This is a genomic window from Lysinibacillus sp. 38-6 (genome assembly GCF_046245175.1).
GTDB lineage: Bacteria > Bacillota > Bacilli > Bacillales_A > Planococcaceae > Lysinibacillus.
Map to the genome: position 1 here is coordinate 2,098,842 of NZ_CP176417.1, position 15,291 is coordinate 2,114,132.

14 protein-coding genes are annotated in these 15,291 nt (G+C 37.9%); 1 reads left to right on the top strand and 13 read right to left on the bottom strand.

The genetic code is table 11. The features are described 5' to 3' along the window. Positions 1-8: 8 nt before the first annotated feature. The 12 genes from polA to citZ form a co-directional block, all read right to left on the bottom strand. Positions 9-2,636, bottom strand: a complete 2,628-nt coding sequence (polA, locus tag ACKVEV_RS10935) for a DNA polymerase I (RefSeq protein WP_409370390.1) — start codon at positions 2,634-2,636, stop codon at positions 9-11. A gap of 205 nt (positions 2,637-2,841) precedes the next feature. Continuing rightward, the gene (locus ACKVEV_RS10940) at positions 2,842-3,282 is read right to left on the bottom strand and encodes a DNA polymerase I (protein WP_409370391.1); all 441 of its coding nucleotides are present in this window, start codon (positions 3,280-3,282) and stop codon (positions 2,842-2,844) included. 340 nt (positions 3,283-3,622) lie between these two features. Continuing rightward, entirely contained in the window at positions 3,623-4,624 is a 1,002-nt protein-coding gene (gene hflC, locus ACKVEV_RS10945) for a protease modulator HflC (RefSeq protein ID WP_409370392.1), read from the bottom strand. Next, entirely contained in the window at positions 4,624-5,610 is a 987-nt protein-coding gene (gene hflK / locus ACKVEV_RS10950; protein WP_409370393.1) for an FtsH protease activity modulator HflK, read from the bottom strand. The genes hflC and hflK overlap by 1 nt, the downstream gene beginning before the upstream one ends. Positions 5,611-5,822: 212 nt before the next feature. Next, a complete protein-coding gene (locus tag ACKVEV_RS10955; protein WP_409370394.1) occupies positions 5,823-6,536 on the bottom strand; it encodes an LrgB family protein in 714 nt (237 codons plus the stop codon). Next, positions 6,533-6,898, bottom strand: coding sequence for a CidA/LrgA family holin-like protein (locus ACKVEV_RS10960; RefSeq protein WP_409370395.1), 366 nt, complete (start codon positions 6,896-6,898; stop codon positions 6,533-6,535). Before ACKVEV_RS10960 ends, ACKVEV_RS10955 begins: the two co-directional genes overlap by 4 nt. A gap of 229 nt (positions 6,899-7,127) precedes the next feature. Continuing rightward, complete coding sequence (gene pnpS / locus ACKVEV_RS10965) at positions 7,128-8,681, bottom strand: two-component system histidine kinase PnpS (RefSeq protein ID WP_409370396.1); 1,554 nt, start codon at positions 8,679-8,681, stop codon at positions 7,128-7,130. Further along, entirely contained in the window at positions 8,678-9,394 is a 717-nt protein-coding gene (locus tag ACKVEV_RS10970) for a response regulator transcription factor (protein ID WP_409370397.1), read from the bottom strand. Before ACKVEV_RS10970 ends, pnpS begins: the two co-directional genes overlap by 4 nt. A gap of 55 nt (positions 9,395-9,449) precedes the next feature. After that, on the bottom strand, positions 9,450-9,890 hold the full coding sequence (locus ACKVEV_RS10975) for a MaoC/PaaZ C-terminal domain-containing protein (protein WP_409370398.1): 441 nt from the start codon (positions 9,888-9,890) through the stop codon (positions 9,450-9,452). 182 nt (positions 9,891-10,072) lie between these two features. Continuing rightward, a complete protein-coding gene (gene mdh / locus ACKVEV_RS10980) occupies positions 10,073-11,011 on the bottom strand; it encodes a malate dehydrogenase (RefSeq protein WP_409370399.1) in 939 nt (312 codons plus the stop codon). Positions 11,012-11,188: 177 nt separating this feature from the next. Then, the gene (gene icd / locus ACKVEV_RS10985) at positions 11,189-12,451 is read right to left on the bottom strand and encodes an NADP-dependent isocitrate dehydrogenase (RefSeq protein ID WP_409370400.1); all 1,263 of its coding nucleotides are present in this window, start codon (positions 12,449-12,451) and stop codon (positions 11,189-11,191) included. An 80-nt stretch (positions 12,452-12,531) separates the two neighbouring features. Then, positions 12,532-13,647 (bottom strand): citrate synthase, encoded by a 1,116-nt coding sequence (gene citZ, locus ACKVEV_RS10990; protein WP_409370401.1) that lies wholly within the window; start codon positions 13,645-13,647, stop codon positions 12,532-12,534. Between the two features lie 250 nt (positions 13,648-13,897). On the opposite strand from citZ, the gene ACKVEV_RS10995 reads away from it, so the two are divergent. Then, on the top strand, positions 13,898-14,863 hold the full coding sequence (locus tag ACKVEV_RS10995) for an AI-2E family transporter (RefSeq protein ID WP_409370402.1): 966 nt from the start codon (positions 13,898-13,900) through the stop codon (positions 14,861-14,863). Here ACKVEV_RS10995 and ACKVEV_RS11000 read toward each other — a convergent pair. Continuing rightward, complete coding sequence (locus ACKVEV_RS11000; RefSeq protein ID WP_409370403.1) at positions 14,847-15,236, bottom strand: FxsA family protein; 390 nt, start codon at positions 15,234-15,236, stop codon at positions 14,847-14,849. The genes ACKVEV_RS10995 and ACKVEV_RS11000 overlap by 17 nt on opposite strands. Between the last annotated feature and the right edge of the window lie 55 nt (positions 15,237-15,291).

Sequence of the window (15,291 nt, forward strand, 5' to 3'; positions counted from 1 at the left end):
ACCCCTCCTTACTTAGCTTCGTACCAAGTTGCTCCATAGTTGAAGTCCACTTTCAATGGAACATTCAGCTCAATGGCATTTTCCATCACCTCTGGTACAATTTTTTCTAGCAAGGCAATTTCTTCTCTAGGTGCTTCAAAAATCAATTCATCGTGCACCTGTAGAAGAAGCTTCGCTTGCATATTTTCCTTTTTCAAACGTGCATCCATATCAATCATTGCCTTTTTAATAATATCGGCAGCACTTCCTTGAATCGGTGTATTCATCGCTGTTCGCTCCGCAAAGCTGCGTAGATTGAAATTTGAACTCGTAATATCCGGTAAATAACGACGGCGATTTAATAGTGTAGTGACAAAGCCATTAAATTTTGCATCTTGGACAATATCATCCATATATTTTTTAACACCAGGGAAGCTGGCAAAATATTTCTCAATAAAGATAGCTGCTTCCTTACGTGTGATATCTAAATTTTGGGATAAACCGTAGTCACTAATGCCATATACAATACCGAAGTTAACTGCTTTAGCAGCACGACGCATATTGCTATCAACCTCATCAGCTGTCACATGGAAAACATCCATCGCTGTACGCGTATGAACATCCATGCCTTCACGGAAAGCTTCTACTAAGTTTTTATCTTCAGACATATGTGCAAGGACACGCAATTCAATTTGCGAGTAATCGGCTGAGAAAAGAATCCAATCTTCTTGTGATGGCACAAACGCCTGACGTATTTTACGACCTTCCTCTAAGCGAATCGGAATATTTTGTAAGTTAGGGTCCGTTGAACTTAGACGGCCTGTTGACGTTAAAGCTTGCTGGAAACGTGTATGCACTTTTCCATCCTCTTCATGAATTTCTTTTAGCAAGCCTTCAATATAAGTTGATTGTAACTTTCCAAGCTGACGGTACAATAAAATATGCTCGATAATGGCATGTTCTGGCTTTAACTTTTCTAACACATCTGCGGCCGTAGAATAGCCTGTTTTCGTTTTTTTAATAACTGGTAAACCAAGCTTATCAAACAGGATAACACCTAATTGTTTCGGTGAATTAATATTAAATGCTTCTCCCGCTTCCGCATAAATTGCCTGCTCGATTATGACTAGTTTATTACTTAGCTCTTGCCCCATCGTTTCTAGCGTTTCACGGTTTACTGTAATCCCTTCACTTTCCATCTCGCTTAAAATCGAAGCCAGTGGTAGTTCTAGGTTTTTATACAAGTCAAACTGTTCATTTTCTTTTAGCAATTGCTCTAATTTAGGTTGCAATGTCCATACAGCAAACGCTTTTCGACTTACATGTTCCGCTAATACATCACTAGCCGGTATCGAACGTTTTGCGCCTTTTCCATAGACTGCCTCATTTGCTTGCACTTCACGGTAGCCAAGATCTTTTGCTAAAGTCGCCACATCATCCCCACTAAGTGCCGGATTATTAATATAAGATGCTAGCAATAAGTCAAATTCAACACCCGCTAAATGAATACCTGCACGTTGCAAGGCCGCTTGCGCTGCTTTGGAATCTGAAATATATTTGATTTTCGTGGCATCTTCCAACCAACGACGCAGTACATCGGATTGAGAAGCCGCAGCAAATGGCACATAAAACGTCTTCGTTCCATCCGTTAATGCGAGCCCTAACTGCTGACAAGTATGATAATGCTCGTCCTCTAGCTCTAGATGCAAAGCCATCACATCTTTTAAGTGCTCTTGTTTCACTTCTTGGACAATGTCAAAGGCAAATGGGGCACGTTCTTCTTCTTCTACAGAAAACTCACTTTTTTCTAGCAATGATTTGAAACCTAGCTCCTGCCATACACTAATAAGCTGTTCTTCGTTCGGTCCATTGTAGGCAAGATCATTAAATGTAATGTCGATTGGTGCCTCTGTAAAAATTGTCGCTAGCTTTTTACTCATAAGCGCCTGTTCCTCATTAGCAACAAGCTTTTCTTTCATTTTAGAAGCTTTTAACGTATCCATTGCTTCATATAATGCTTCAACTGAACCGTGTTCTTTTAGCAATTTAACTGCTGTTTTTTCGCCAACCCCTGGTACACCAGGAATATTGTCCGAGGCATCCCCCATAAGACCCTTCATATCAATAATTTGAAGTGGCGTTAGGCCATATTTTTCTTCAATAAAGGCAGGCGTATTTTTTTCGATTTCAGTAATACCTTTTTTCGTAATATACACTGTTACCTTATCCGTTGCGAGCTGTGTAAGATCGCGGTCACCTGACACAATGATAACTTCCATATCTTGTTCCGCTGCTTCTTTCGCCAATGTACCAATAATATCGTCAGCTTCGTACATATCAAGTTCATAGCGCTTAATCCCATAGGCATCGATCAGTTTACGAATATAAGGAAATTGCTCTGATAATTCTGGTGGTGTTTTTTGACGGCCACCTTTATATTCTGTAAAGGTATCGTGACGGAACGTTGTTTTACCTGCATCGAATGCAACGAGCATCTTCGTCGGTTGTTCTTCCTCTAAAATTCGTTGTAACATCGTGGTAAAACCGTATACCGCATTCGTATGGATACCGCTATCATTCGTTAGCAATGGTAACGCAAAAAATGCACGGTAAGCTAAACTATTACCGTCGAGTAATAGTAATTTTTCCTTCGTCATGTTAAGTTCCTCCTGAAATCGTCGTTCTTTTCATTGTAAAACGAAAACGTATGTTTGAAAATGCCTCTTTCCTCTACTTTATCGGGAAAGCGGACATTTTACCAATCATAGGACGCAGATCAGTTGAAAAAATCACTTGAAGTTTATTTTCATCAGTTTTTTAGGCTAAATCCATAAAAAAAGTCAATTGCTTCTAGCAATCGACTTACTTACTATTATTAACTGTCGTCTTCGCTCTTTCTTTACGGAAGAAAATTTCCTCATAAATAACCGTCATAATGAAGGCATTCATAAAAGCAATAACGAAAAATAACGGCATGCCGCCTAATTTTAAATGTGTTAGTCCTGTACTAAACACCATGACCACGCCAATTTGTGCCAGGAAGAAAATAAAACCAATGCCCACTTGCCAAATAGGACGTTGTTCTTGACGTTTCTCGTACCAGAACATTTTTTTAAACACTTTGCGTACATCCTCTGCAATGACCAATCCTAATAAAAACAAAATCACAAAAAATACCGGAATATAATAAACACTTTTCGTCACCCAAGCAAAGTCAGATATGCGAAAGAAAAGTGTAAAAAACGATGCGATGCTACAAGCAATCCCTAAGTTTTGGAGCCACGTGCTAATAGTTAATTTCACAGCTATTACCCCCATCTATCATTTTTAAACATCCTCATTTTATCAGAAAATAGCAGTCTATGACACAACCAAATATTTGATAGTAGTAATTTCATAATTTAGACACGAACATTACTACAAGGTCAAAAGAAAAAAAGTGTTAGATTGACTACTATCAATCTAACACTTTTGGCTATGCCATTGACGACTTCTTCGATGGACGCTTTACGCTTTGCACCGTTAGCCGCACCCCTATGCTTGCGCTGTATGCGTTCTGAACAGGAGCCGCCGCCTTCGCTACCATCAACTAGTACTATCTATTCAATTCAGTTCTTTTTTATTAACCCCTGCAAGGATTACATTATTCTATATAGCCTGATAATACTTTGGCATATGGTGACGTTGACGGTAAGATAATAACTGTATCTTCACCAACTGTTTTCTTATAAGATTCTAACGTGCGGTAGAGGGAATAAAACTCTGGGTCTTTCGAAAAAGAGCTATTGTAAATTTTCGCTGCTTCCGCTTCTCCCTCGGCTTGTATTAATGCGGCTTCTTTGTTGGCTGTTGCTAGCATCTCCTGCACTTCTCTATCTGTTTGTGCTTCAATACGGCGTTTATCCGCATCACCTTCTGATAAATATAGCTGTGCAGTAGATTGACGTTCAGAAACCATGCGGGTAAAGACAGATTGCTCATTTTCTGCTGGCAAGTCTGTGCGACGAATTCGCACATCGACTACTTCAATTCCATATTTATCGTTCAGCAATAGTTCGTTCACACGGTTCGTTACACGGTCATTTAAACTACCTCGTGTGGAGTTTTCATCATTAATAATTTCATCGTATTTTAGTTGCCCTAGCTCTGTACGAATAACGGAATAAATAAACTCTGCCATTCGCGATTCTGCCTTCGTCAGTGTTCCCGCGTTGGAGATTAATGCTTTTGGATCTGTAATACGCCATACGGCATAATTATCGATAATAATACGCTTTTTATCTTTTGTATTAATTTCTTCCTCAGAAATATTATATGTTAATTGATTTTTCGGCAGTGTCGTCACACTTTGAATAAAAGGTACCTTGATTTTCAAGCCTGGATTGCGTTCAAATTTGACAACTTCCCCAAACTGTCGAACAACTGCATATTCGGATTCTTTCACGATGTACACATTGGCAAAAAGAATGACCGCAACAGCAAATACAACCGTTAATGTGACAATTAAAGAGATATATTTTTTAGGATTTAAAGGGCCTTTTTTTGACATCTTAATTACATTGTCTCCATCACTCGGAGCAGTTTTTTTGGATTTTCCGGATAAAAAATTTAAAAATTTATCTAGATCTTTATTTTTTTGGTCCATTAATTACCGCTCCCTTCTTTTTTCTCTGTTGTTGTCTGTTGCTCTGTCGGTGATTGTTGTGTAGTTGGTTGTAACGGCTGAAGTGGTAAATACTTCATCGTACTACCATCATCATTCATAATATAAATTTGCGCCTTCGGTAAGACATTTTCAAGCGTCTCTAAAATAAGCCGTTCGCGCGTAATTTGTTGGTTTCCTTTGTATTGTTCATACATTTTATTAAAGACTGCGACATCCCCATGAGCTTGCTCAATACGAGCTGTTTTCGCACCATTTGCTTTTGAAATGATGGCGTCCTTTTCACCTTTCGCTTCACTTATTCGTTGGTTTTTATATTTTTGCGCTTCATTTGTTTTTGTATTTTTCGTCTCGCGTGCATCTGTTACGGCTGTAAATGCTGCACGAACTTCCGCATTCGGTAATTCTACATCCTGCAATTTGACACCTAAAACACCAATACCGATATCATATTTCTCTATTAATGATACAAGTAAATCTCTTGTTTTGGCTTCTATATCTGCTTTTCCATCTGTTAATGCTGCATCAATTGTCGAGCTACCAATGATAGAGCGAATCGCGCTTGATGTAGCGCTATGTAATATTTCTTCTGGATTTTGTGCATTAAATAAATACTTACGAGGATCCGTAATTTTCCATTGTACAACAAGATCTGTTAGAACAATGTATTCATCCCCTGTTATCATTTTAGTTTCTGCATCAAAAGCAACCAATTCGCCTTCCTTATCTTGCTTATAGCCAAACTGTAAACTAAACGTTTCTCTCGATAAAACCTCAACGGATTGTATCGGCCAAGGCATTTTCAAATGTAAGCCCGGATTCGTTACTGTTTCATCAGCCCGACCAAATGTTATCACAACTGCTTGCTCCGATTCATCGACGGTGTACCACGAAGTAAATACCGCGATAAGTGCTATAATGCCGAATATCCCAAGTCCTACCATCATTAGTGTCTTTTTCACACTCATGTCTGTTCCTCCCTTTTACTTAGTACTATTGTATACGGTATAGCATTTAAAAAGATTCAAAATAATTTCATAAAGTACACTCAAATGTAAGTCAAATGCATAAGGAGAGCTTCTAAATTGTAAAAATCCACTTCGCTTTCCGCGGGACATAAAAATTGTTTGAGTGCCAGGCACTCAAACAATTCTCACACAATTAAAAAATCCTGTTACCTTTAAGGTAACAGGATATTCATCACGACATGTTCTAATACCGGGAAAAATGTAGTGGATAATACAATACTAATTAGAGCGGCTACAATCATAGCAAGACTAGCAAAGGTGCCTTCTAGTTCTCCCATTTCAAATGCTTTTGAGGTACCAGTACCATGTGCACCCATACCTAGCATTAGGCCTCTGGCAGACGGCTTTTTGAATTGACATAACCGCATAACGATTGGTGCCAGCAAACTAGCCAAAATACCGGTTGTCATAACGAAAACAGCAGTAAGTGTAGGTGAACCACCTATCATATTAGAAATATCCATAGCAATAGGTGTTGTGACAGAACGTGGTACTAAACTATGAACAAGCTCATTATTTAGTCCAACTACTAGTGCGATTATATAGGACGATGCGATTGCAACAGCTGAGCCAACTGCAATGCTAACGATAATTTCAAAAGCATGCTTTTTTAATAGTTGAACATTTTTATAAATCGGCACTGCAAAGGCAACAGTTGCAGGTCCTAACAAATTTGACAAAATATTTGCCCCTGCATTATAGGACGCATAAGAAGTATCGGTTACGAGCAATACGATAATAATTACTAATGGGGTAATCAATATCGGCGTAAGCCATTCTTTCTGAAACTTTTGATGGAGTGCTTTGCAAGCATAAAAAGTAGCGATGGTTCCTAGTAAACTGATAACAGCAATAACGAATGTCATGCAGCATCACCTTTCTTTCTGCCAAGCCACTGTGCCGTATATCCCGTCGCAAGCATAACAACAAATGCACTTGCTAAAATAACAACGACAACTTTCATTCCTTGTACACCGATTAAGGCATCATAATCAATAACACCAATCGCCGAAGGAATGAAGAACAATAATAATTCACTCAGTAATAATCCTGCGCCTAACTCGATCCATTCTAGCTTAATAAGATGAAACTGTAACAGTAAAAATAATAAAACCAGCCCAATTATACTACCTGGAATCGGCAAGTGAAGTAAACGTGCAATGCTATTCCCTATAAATAAAATGATATAAAGATAGCCGATTTGCACGAAACTTTTGACGATTTTCATGGTCAACCTTCTCTCAATTTATTATGTTACTATACTTTACACCTAATTCATCCGTGTGTAAAACAGAAAAGAATCTATCTCCAAAAAAACGTTGGAAATAGATTCTTTTTGTTGGGGATGCTAAAGTAGCAACCATCGAAATCTTCAATTAAATTTTCTTATCTTACAATTACAAAATAGGGGGTTTCTATAAAATAGTATAGCCCTCTATTTTGAATATTACGTATGATTATTGTAAAGAATTTGTTAATTTTTTCGGTATCATAACAATCATTTTTGTGCCAACACCAACGCTGCTTTCTACTTGAATCCGCCCGTGATGCGCCTCCACAAGGTGCTTCACTATAGCTAATCCTAAACCGGTGCCACCAGAATTCCGACTGCGTGCACGATCTACACGATAGAAGCGTTCAAAGACACGGGCTATTTCATGTTTTTCAATGCCGATACCTTCATCTTCTATTTCAATAATTCCGTAATTGTCATCTTCCTTCAGGCGAATCGTTACGGTTGTATTTTCAGGTGAATACGTTATCGCGTTTGTAATTAAATTCGTGACAATTTGAATGACACGATTCGCGTCCCCCATGACTTCTACATCACGAGCAATATCCACATGAAAGCTCATATTTTTCTCATCAAGTCGCGGACCTGTTAACTCTGCACCTCGGATCAGCGCATCTTGCAGACCCATTGGCATAATATTGACGGTGAAACCATGTTGTTCGATTTTCGATAGCTCTAATAAATCTTGAATAAGCATTTGCAGGCGATTGCTCTCTTTATGCATAATTTCCAAAAAGGATAGTAGCATCTTTTCATCCTTATATGCACCATCTAATAATGTTTCAGAAAAACCTTTAATGGACGTAATCGGTGTACGAAGTTCATGTGATACATTGGCTACAAAGTCTTTACGGATTTGCTCTAAGCGCACAAGCTCTGTGATGTCATGCATAACGATTACCACACCTAGCCATCGTCCATGGTCGCCAATTACTGGTGCTCCATACACTTCTTTATTGTATAGCTCTTGTTGCACTTCCATTTTAATTTGTTGTCGATAGGGCATTTCTGTTAAAAATACGTGGTCTATAAATTGCTCAAGCGTTTTTGGTAAACCGATCGTTCGAAAGACTTTGCCTTGCACGTGTTCTAGCTGCATGCCAAAACGTTCTAGAAACACGCGGTTGACGATTGAAATATTGCCTTCTCGTCCAATCATCATAAGGGAGCTTCCCATATTTTCAATTAACGTCTTTAGCCTTTCTTCTTCTACCTCTCGTATCGTCGTAATATCTTGTAAATTGCGCGCTAAAATATTAATAGAATGGCTAAGCGGCATCATGCGTTCATGTTCATTTTCGTGTGCACGGGCACGGTAATTGCCTTTCGCCAATTCAAGTGCTGTTTCGGTTACATTATCAATCGGTGCGGTAAAATTTCGAATCATATAACGGCTGACTACCGCAATTAAAATAAGCGTCATTGTAAATAAAATCGCTAACACGCCATACAAGCGGGCGCGAACATAGGACAGGAGCGAGTCCTTCCTATCGACACTTTGCGCAGTAAACAAAGCATTTTTATCTTCCTCAGATAAAGAAATCTGCCGTTCATCAAGTATTTTTTCCATTGCTTCTTGACTTAATGCGCTCGATCGCTCGTTGTATTGCTCAACATAAACAGGAAAAAGCTGACCTATAACAATCATTAGGACAGCTAGAATTGTTCCGAGTGAAAGCATGAATGTCAAGAATAAGCGATTGCTCATTGATTTCATGAAGTTTTCGGCTCCTCAAATTTATAGCCAAGACCTCGAATTGTTTTAATAAACATCGGCTTACGACTATTTTCTTCTATTTTATCGCGAAGGTGGCTAATATGCACATCCACAATACGCGTATCGCCGGCAAAATCATATTTCCAAACAGCACTTAATAGCTGATCACGCGTTAAAACACGGTTTTTGTTTTCTAATAAATAAATAAGTAGTTCAAATTCCTTCGGTGTAAATTCAAGTGCTTCTTCTTGTAAAAATACTTCAAAACGCTCCGGAAAGACACGCAGTTGTCCAAATTCATACATTTTTTCTTGAGGCTCATCTTTATCCTCTAATACAACGTTTTGTGTAAATCGTCTTAGGACAGCTTTAACACGCGCTAATACTTCCCGCGGGCTAAATGGCTTCGTCATATAATCATCAGCACCTAGCTCCAAACCAAGCACTTTATCGAATTCATCATCTTTTGCGGTTAACATAATGATAGGTGTATTCATCCGTTGCTGACGAATTTGCTTACAAACTTCCATGCCATCAAGCTTTGGAAGCATTAAATCCAAAAGGATTAAATCTGGCTGTATTTCCATAGCCTTATTCAGCCCTTCTAAACCATCTGCTGCCGTTTCGACGGAATAGCCAGCCTGCTCTAAATTATATTTTAATAAGGTCGCAATTGATAATTCATCTTCTACAACTAAAATAGTCTTTGTCATGTTTATTGCCTCCGTTAGTGATTTGAAACCCCCATTTCAAATCTCAAGACGCTCGCTATAATGCCAGTGGTGGTGTCACCAGCAATGTTCCTTCAATTACTAGCTGCTTTTGTTCATTATAGGAGAGCACAGATACGGTAATCGTATTCTGTACTTTATTCACTTCTGTTACCTCTAAAAGCGTATCAAATAATTCATAATGATAGAGAGGTTCTAAATAAGTTAAATGCTGTTCAATAATACGTGCACCTGGTCCGGGTATATACTTCGATACAGCTGACGTAATAATACCATTTAACATAATCGTTGGTACAATCGGCTTTTTAAAAGGCGTCATCGCTGCATAATCGTGTTGAATATAAAGCGGATTATTATCATTTGTCAGTCCTAAATAAAGCAATAAATCCTTATCTTCTATTTTTTCAGTAATATGAATCTTCTCGCCAACTGTAATTTCATCAATAGTGAGACCAAGCTTACTGTTCTTTTGAAGCAAAGATATGCCAACCCCTTTTCTATCATACTACCTTCATAGTATCAATTTTATTCTAAAAGTACAATGAAAAGCAGAATAACCATTTTATGTTTAGGCATAGTATAAAGTACAATAACAGCTGTTTTTACAGTAACTAAAAAAATCGAGTAAGAATGATTCCTACTCGATTACATAAACTTTTATTAACTTAACACTTTCATAACTGCTTTTACGGCTTCAGCAGAATTATCCAACGCCGTTTTTTCTTCGGCGGTTAATTCTAGTTCAAAGATTTTTTCGATACCATCTGCACCAAGTAATGTTGGTACGCCTAAATAAATATCGTTATAACCATATTCGCCTTCTAAGTAAGCGATCGATGGCAGTATACGCTTTTGATCTTTGATAATCGCTTCAGCCATTTCCACAAGCGCAGCTGCTGGCGCATAATAGGCAGAACCGTTACCAAGTAAATTAACGATTTCTGCACCACCGTTACGAGTACGCTCCACAATTGCCGCTAAACGGTCTGGGGCGATTAACGTTTCTAATGGAATACCACCTGCAAAAGAATAACGTGTAAGTGGAACCATTGTATCACCATGACCACCTAGAACAAAACCAGTAATGTCTTTGACAGAGATGTTTAGCTCTTCTGCAACAAAAGCACAGAAACGAGCAGTATCCAGTACACCCGATTGACCGATTACGCGGTTTTTCGGGAAACCAGTTTCTTTGAATACTGTGTAAGTCATCGCATCAACAGGATTCGTTAATACGATGATGGTTGCGTTTGGTGAATGAGCAGCAATTTCTTGTGAAACAGTTTTCATAACGCCTTGGTTGATTTGAACTAAGTCGTCACGGCTCATGCCAGGCTTTCGCGCGACACCCGCAGTAATGATGACCACATCAGAATCTGCAGTATCTGCATAGTTAGAAGTACCTTTAACAAAAGAATCAAAACCTTGTATTGGAGCAGCTTCCCACATATCTAAAGCTTTACCTTGAGTTGGCTTTTCAGCTTGTGGGATATCTACTAATACAACATCACCAAGTTCTTTTTGTGCTGCTAAAAAAGCTGCAGTAGCGCCGGTGAATCCGCCACCGATTACTGAGATTTTTTTACGTTTCAAAGACATTTGAATACGCTCCTTTTGATTGAGGTTATATGCTAAAAAAGGGAGGAGAATAAATTCTCTCTCCCTCGATAAAACCAGGTACATTATGACTGTAGCAAACCAATTTTACATTAAACAGTTATCTGTTGAAAGATCGTGGATCGTTACAGTTATTATTTTTACGCTTAATCGTAAAAATTATAAGTTTTTAATTAGTTCGTTCGCAAATTCTGAACATTTCACTTCTGTAGCGCCGTCCATTAAACGAGCGAAGTCATAAGTTACAACTTTTGAAGAAATTGTTTGTTCTACAGATTTAGTGATCATGTCAGCAGCTTCTTGCCATCCTAAGTGTTCAAGCATTAATACACCTGAAAGTAATACTGAAGATGGATTTACTTTATCTAAACCAGCATATTTTGGAGCTGTACCGTGAGTAGCTTCGAAGATCGCATGTCCAGTTACGTAGTTAATGTTTGCTCCTGGAGCGATACCGATACCACCAACTTGTGCAGCTAATGCATCAGAAATATAGTCACCATTTAAGTTCATTGTAGCTACTACATCGAACTCAGTTGGACGAGTTAAGATTTGTTGTAAGAAGATATCAGCGATTGAATCTTTTACTAAGATTTTACCAGCTGCTAAAGCTTCAGCTTGTGCTTTGTTTGCTGCTTCTTCACCTTGGTCAGCTTTAATTGCATCATATTGGTTCCAAGTGAAAGTTTGATCAGCAAATTCAGTTTCTGCTAATTCATAACCCCATTTTTTGAATCCACCTTCAGTGAATTTCATGATGTTTCCTTTGTGAACTAGAGTCACAGATGGACGGTTATGTTTGATAGCATACTCGATAGCAGAACGAACTAAACGCTCAGTACCTTCTTTAGATACAGGTTTTACACCGATACCTGAAGTTTCTGGGAAACGGATTTGGTTTACTCCAAATTCAGTTTGTAGGAAGTTGATGATTTTTTTAGCTTGTTCAGAGCCTGATTCGAATTCAATACCAGCGTAGATGTCTTCTGTGTTTTCGCGGAAGATAACCATATCAACGTCTTCTGGACGTTTAACTGGAGAAGGTACTCCATCAAAGTGACGTACTGGACGTAAGCAAACATATAAATCAAGTTGTTGACGTAAAGCTACGTTTAGAGAGCGGATACCACCACCGATTGGCGTAGTAAGAGGACCTTTAATGGCAATTAGGTATTCGTTAATTTTATCTAAAGTTTCTTGAGGTAACCATTCACCAGTTTGGTTAAATGCTTTTTCACCAGCTAGAACTTCTAACCATTCGATTTTCTTTTCACCGTTATAAGCTTTTTCTACTGCTGCGTCGATAACGCGTGATGCTGCTGCCCAAATATCAGGACCGATACCATCACCTTCGATGAATGGGATTACTGGGTTGTTTGGTACATTAAGTACGCCGTTTTCAACTACAATTTTGTTTGACATTTTTGTTGCCTCCTAAATTCATAATCATAGGACTGTGTTATAGGTAACACAGTCCCAAATATTCTAGCATATTTTCCAAATCAGCGCTCACTGATTGGAACATATTTCTGCATGCCTGGTCCAACATAATCTGCACGTGGACGGATTAGGCGGTTGTTAGCATATTGCTCAAGAATATGTGCTACCCAACCAGAAGTACGTGAAACTGCGAAAATTGGTGTGAATAAGTCATGATCGATACCTAAAGAATCGTATACTGACGCAGAGAAGAAGTCTACGTTAGCTGGTAATTTCTTTTGTTCAACAATCATGTCATGGATTTTAACTGACATATCATAAAGCTCTGGTTTACCAGTTAGTTCAGTTAATTTTTGTGACATTACACGTAAGTGTGGTGCACGTGGGTCGCCTTTGCGGTATACGCGGTGACCGAAGCCCATGATTTTTTCTTTGTTATCTAATTTATTTTGAATATAAGATTCAACATTATCAAGAGAACCGATTTCAGTTAACATTTTCATAACTTGCTCATTTGCTCCGCCATGAAGTGGTCCTTTTAATGCACCGATAGCTGCAGTTACACCAGAATATACATCTGATAATGTAGCAACACATACACGTGCAGTAAATGTAGAAGCATTTAATTCGTGGTCAGCATGTAATACTAACGCTTTGTCGAACGCTTCTACTTCGATTGGTGCTGGCTCTTCGCCTTTTAACATATATAGGAAGTTCGCTGCATAGCTAAGCTCTGCTTTTGGTTGAATTGGCTCTAAACCTTTACGTACACGCGCAAATGCAGTAACAACAGTTGCAATTTTAGCTTGTAGACGAATTGCTTTACGATAGTTAGCTTCTGGATCCATAACATCCGCTTCTTCATCGAATACACCAAGTAAAGATACTGCCGTACGAAGTGCAGCCATTGGATGTACAGTTGAAAGTGGGTACGTTTTGAATTGGTCTACAATTGCTTGTGGAATAGACATGTTGTCTGCTAATTGTTGTTTTAACTCAGCAAGCTCGTCTGCTTTAGGTAAACGAGTATGCCATAGTAGGTAAATTACCTCTTCAAATGATGCGTTGTCTGCTAAATCATCAATGTTGTAACCAACATATGTAAGTGTGTCATCGATAATTGAACTGATTTTAGATTCCGCTGCTACGATACCTTCTAAACCTTTTGTTGCTGACATAAATTATCGCTCCCTCATACTAATAATTTTGTTGTAAACGCTTTTTCAACCTTAGCATTTACGTTTTTGCTCACATGAACCATTAAGTAAATCGCTTACATTGTTATTATAATCATTTTTGACAGCTTTGTGAATGAAAATCCTTCAAATTAAGAAAAAGTAGGACGAGCGACTAGAAAAACGTACTAAAGAGGTTTTTTTGTATATTTTGACAATATATTTTCATTTGAATTGGGGTGAATTTGTTAAAATGAGGAATATTAAATATTTTTCATACGAAAGAACTATTAATGTTTTGTTATTTGTTTTTTACTTAGTGATTCTATGGTTCGTATTACCTGTATCACTTGCTATTTTTTTATCATTTACCACGTACCCTATCATAAATTTTCTTCATAAGTACTGTAAGCTCAATTATTGGATTGCTGCCATTATTGTTGAAATACTGATACTTTCTTGTCTTGCTCTCCTCATCGTCATCTCAATAAACAGCATTATACTCATCTTTCCAGAAATACGTGACACACTTCAAAACTTCCCATTGTTCACGGAATACGAATCAATGTTTATCCAGTTTTTACAAGAAAAATCGCTCTCTATTTTCGATTCTATCGTCGTGTATACTGCCAACTTATTTCAAATATTTATGAAGCATGTTATTGAAGTTTTTATTTTCCTTGTTGCCTACTATTTTGCGTTAATCGAAACCCGCAAATCTCGTACTTGGTTTTTTCAATACGTTCCAAAAAAATATAGAAATCAATGGCAAGCTCATTTTTCTAAAGTTATGCAATTGTTTCATTACTTTGTATATGTTGAGTTTCAATTATTTACAATTACATTACTTATTTTGTGCGGAGGCTTTTTATTATTACAATTTGAACAAGCCATTATTAAAGCTTTCATTGTTGCATTCGCAGATGTATTACCGTTCTTTGGCATCGGCGTCTTTCTCGTACCAATGAGCGTTTACTTTTATTTCAAAGGTGATACCTTTTTATGTGTAGCCATTTTGCTATTATATTTGTTTGTTCAACTAACAAGGCAGCTTGCTGAATCGATGCTCTGGTCGAATACCCTGCAATTACGTACATTCCATACGTTTTTCATCAGTGCTGCCTCCATCTTATTATTTGGTTTTTATGGTATTTTACTGAGCCCAATATTTTTATTTCTAGCTGTAAAGCTAAAAGAGAAATCTATTTTTGAACGATAATAAATTGGCCTTTTTTCATTTTTTTACGCATCCAGTAAAATACAAGCGGTTGGAACAATTTACGTGTTATCGGCAAAAGCAGTAACAAACCAATGAGATCGGTGATAAAACCAGGTAATGCTAAAAGGACGCCACCGCTAAAATTCAACATCGCATCAACTAAGGCAGGTCCCGGTGCTTGCCCTTGCGCTACCATATGTTTTACGTTTTTCACGGAATTAATACCTTTATTTTTCGCTATATAAATGCCAATGATTGTCGTTGCCACAACAAGTAATAATGTATTGAAAACGCCAATAGTTTGACCAATAACTATTAATAACGCCAGCTCGGCTAATGCATACACAACAAAACTAAGAAAAACTTTTTTCATATTTTTCTCCCTTCTATTGAAAAAGCTATACCTTCTATATGTTATTATAGCCCAA

What these genes read in the sequence shown, in the direction of transcription:
- pnpS (WP_409370396.1), bottom strand. Translation starts at nt 8,681, where the DNA reads ATGAAATCAATGAGCAATCGCTTATTCTTGACATTCATGCTTTCACTC.
- ACKVEV_RS10955 (WP_409370394.1), bottom strand. Translation starts at nt 6,536, where the DNA reads ATGACATTCGTTATTGCTGTTATCAGTTTACTAGGAACCATCGCTACT.
- hflK (WP_409370393.1), bottom strand. Translation starts at nt 5,610, where the DNA reads ATGAGTGTGAAAAAGACACTAATGATGGTAGGACTTGGGATATTCGGC.
- ACKVEV_RS10995 (WP_409370402.1), top strand. Translation starts at nt 13,898, where the DNA reads ATGAGGAATATTAAATATTTTTCATACGAAAGAACTATTAATGTTTTG.
- ACKVEV_RS10970 (WP_409370397.1), bottom strand. Translation starts at nt 9,394, where the DNA reads ATGACAAAGACTATTTTAGTTGTAGAAGATGAATTATCAATTGCGACC.
- mdh (WP_409370399.1), bottom strand. Translation starts at nt 11,011, where the DNA reads ATGTCTTTGAAACGTAAAAAAATCTCAGTAATCGGTGGCGGATTCACC.
- ACKVEV_RS11000 (WP_409370403.1), bottom strand. Translation starts at nt 15,236, where the DNA reads ATGAAAAAAGTTTTTCTTAGTTTTGTTGTGTATGCATTAGCCGAGCTG.
- ACKVEV_RS10960 (WP_409370395.1), bottom strand. Translation starts at nt 6,898, where the DNA reads ATGAAAATCGTCAAAAGTTTCGTGCAAATCGGCTATCTTTATATCATT.
- polA (WP_409370390.1), bottom strand. Translation starts at nt 2,636, where the DNA reads ATGACGAAGGAAAAATTACTATTACTCGACGGTAATAGTTTAGCTTAC.
- hflC (WP_409370392.1), bottom strand. Translation starts at nt 4,624, where the DNA reads ATGGACCAAAAAAATAAAGATCTAGATAAATTTTTAAATTTTTTATCC.
- icd (WP_409370400.1), bottom strand. Translation starts at nt 12,451, where the DNA reads ATGTCAAACAAAATTGTAGTTGAAAACGGCGTACTTAATGTACCAAAC.
- citZ (WP_409370401.1), bottom strand. Translation starts at nt 13,647, where the DNA reads ATGTCAGCAACAAAAGGTTTAGAAGGTATCGTAGCAGCGGAATCTAAA.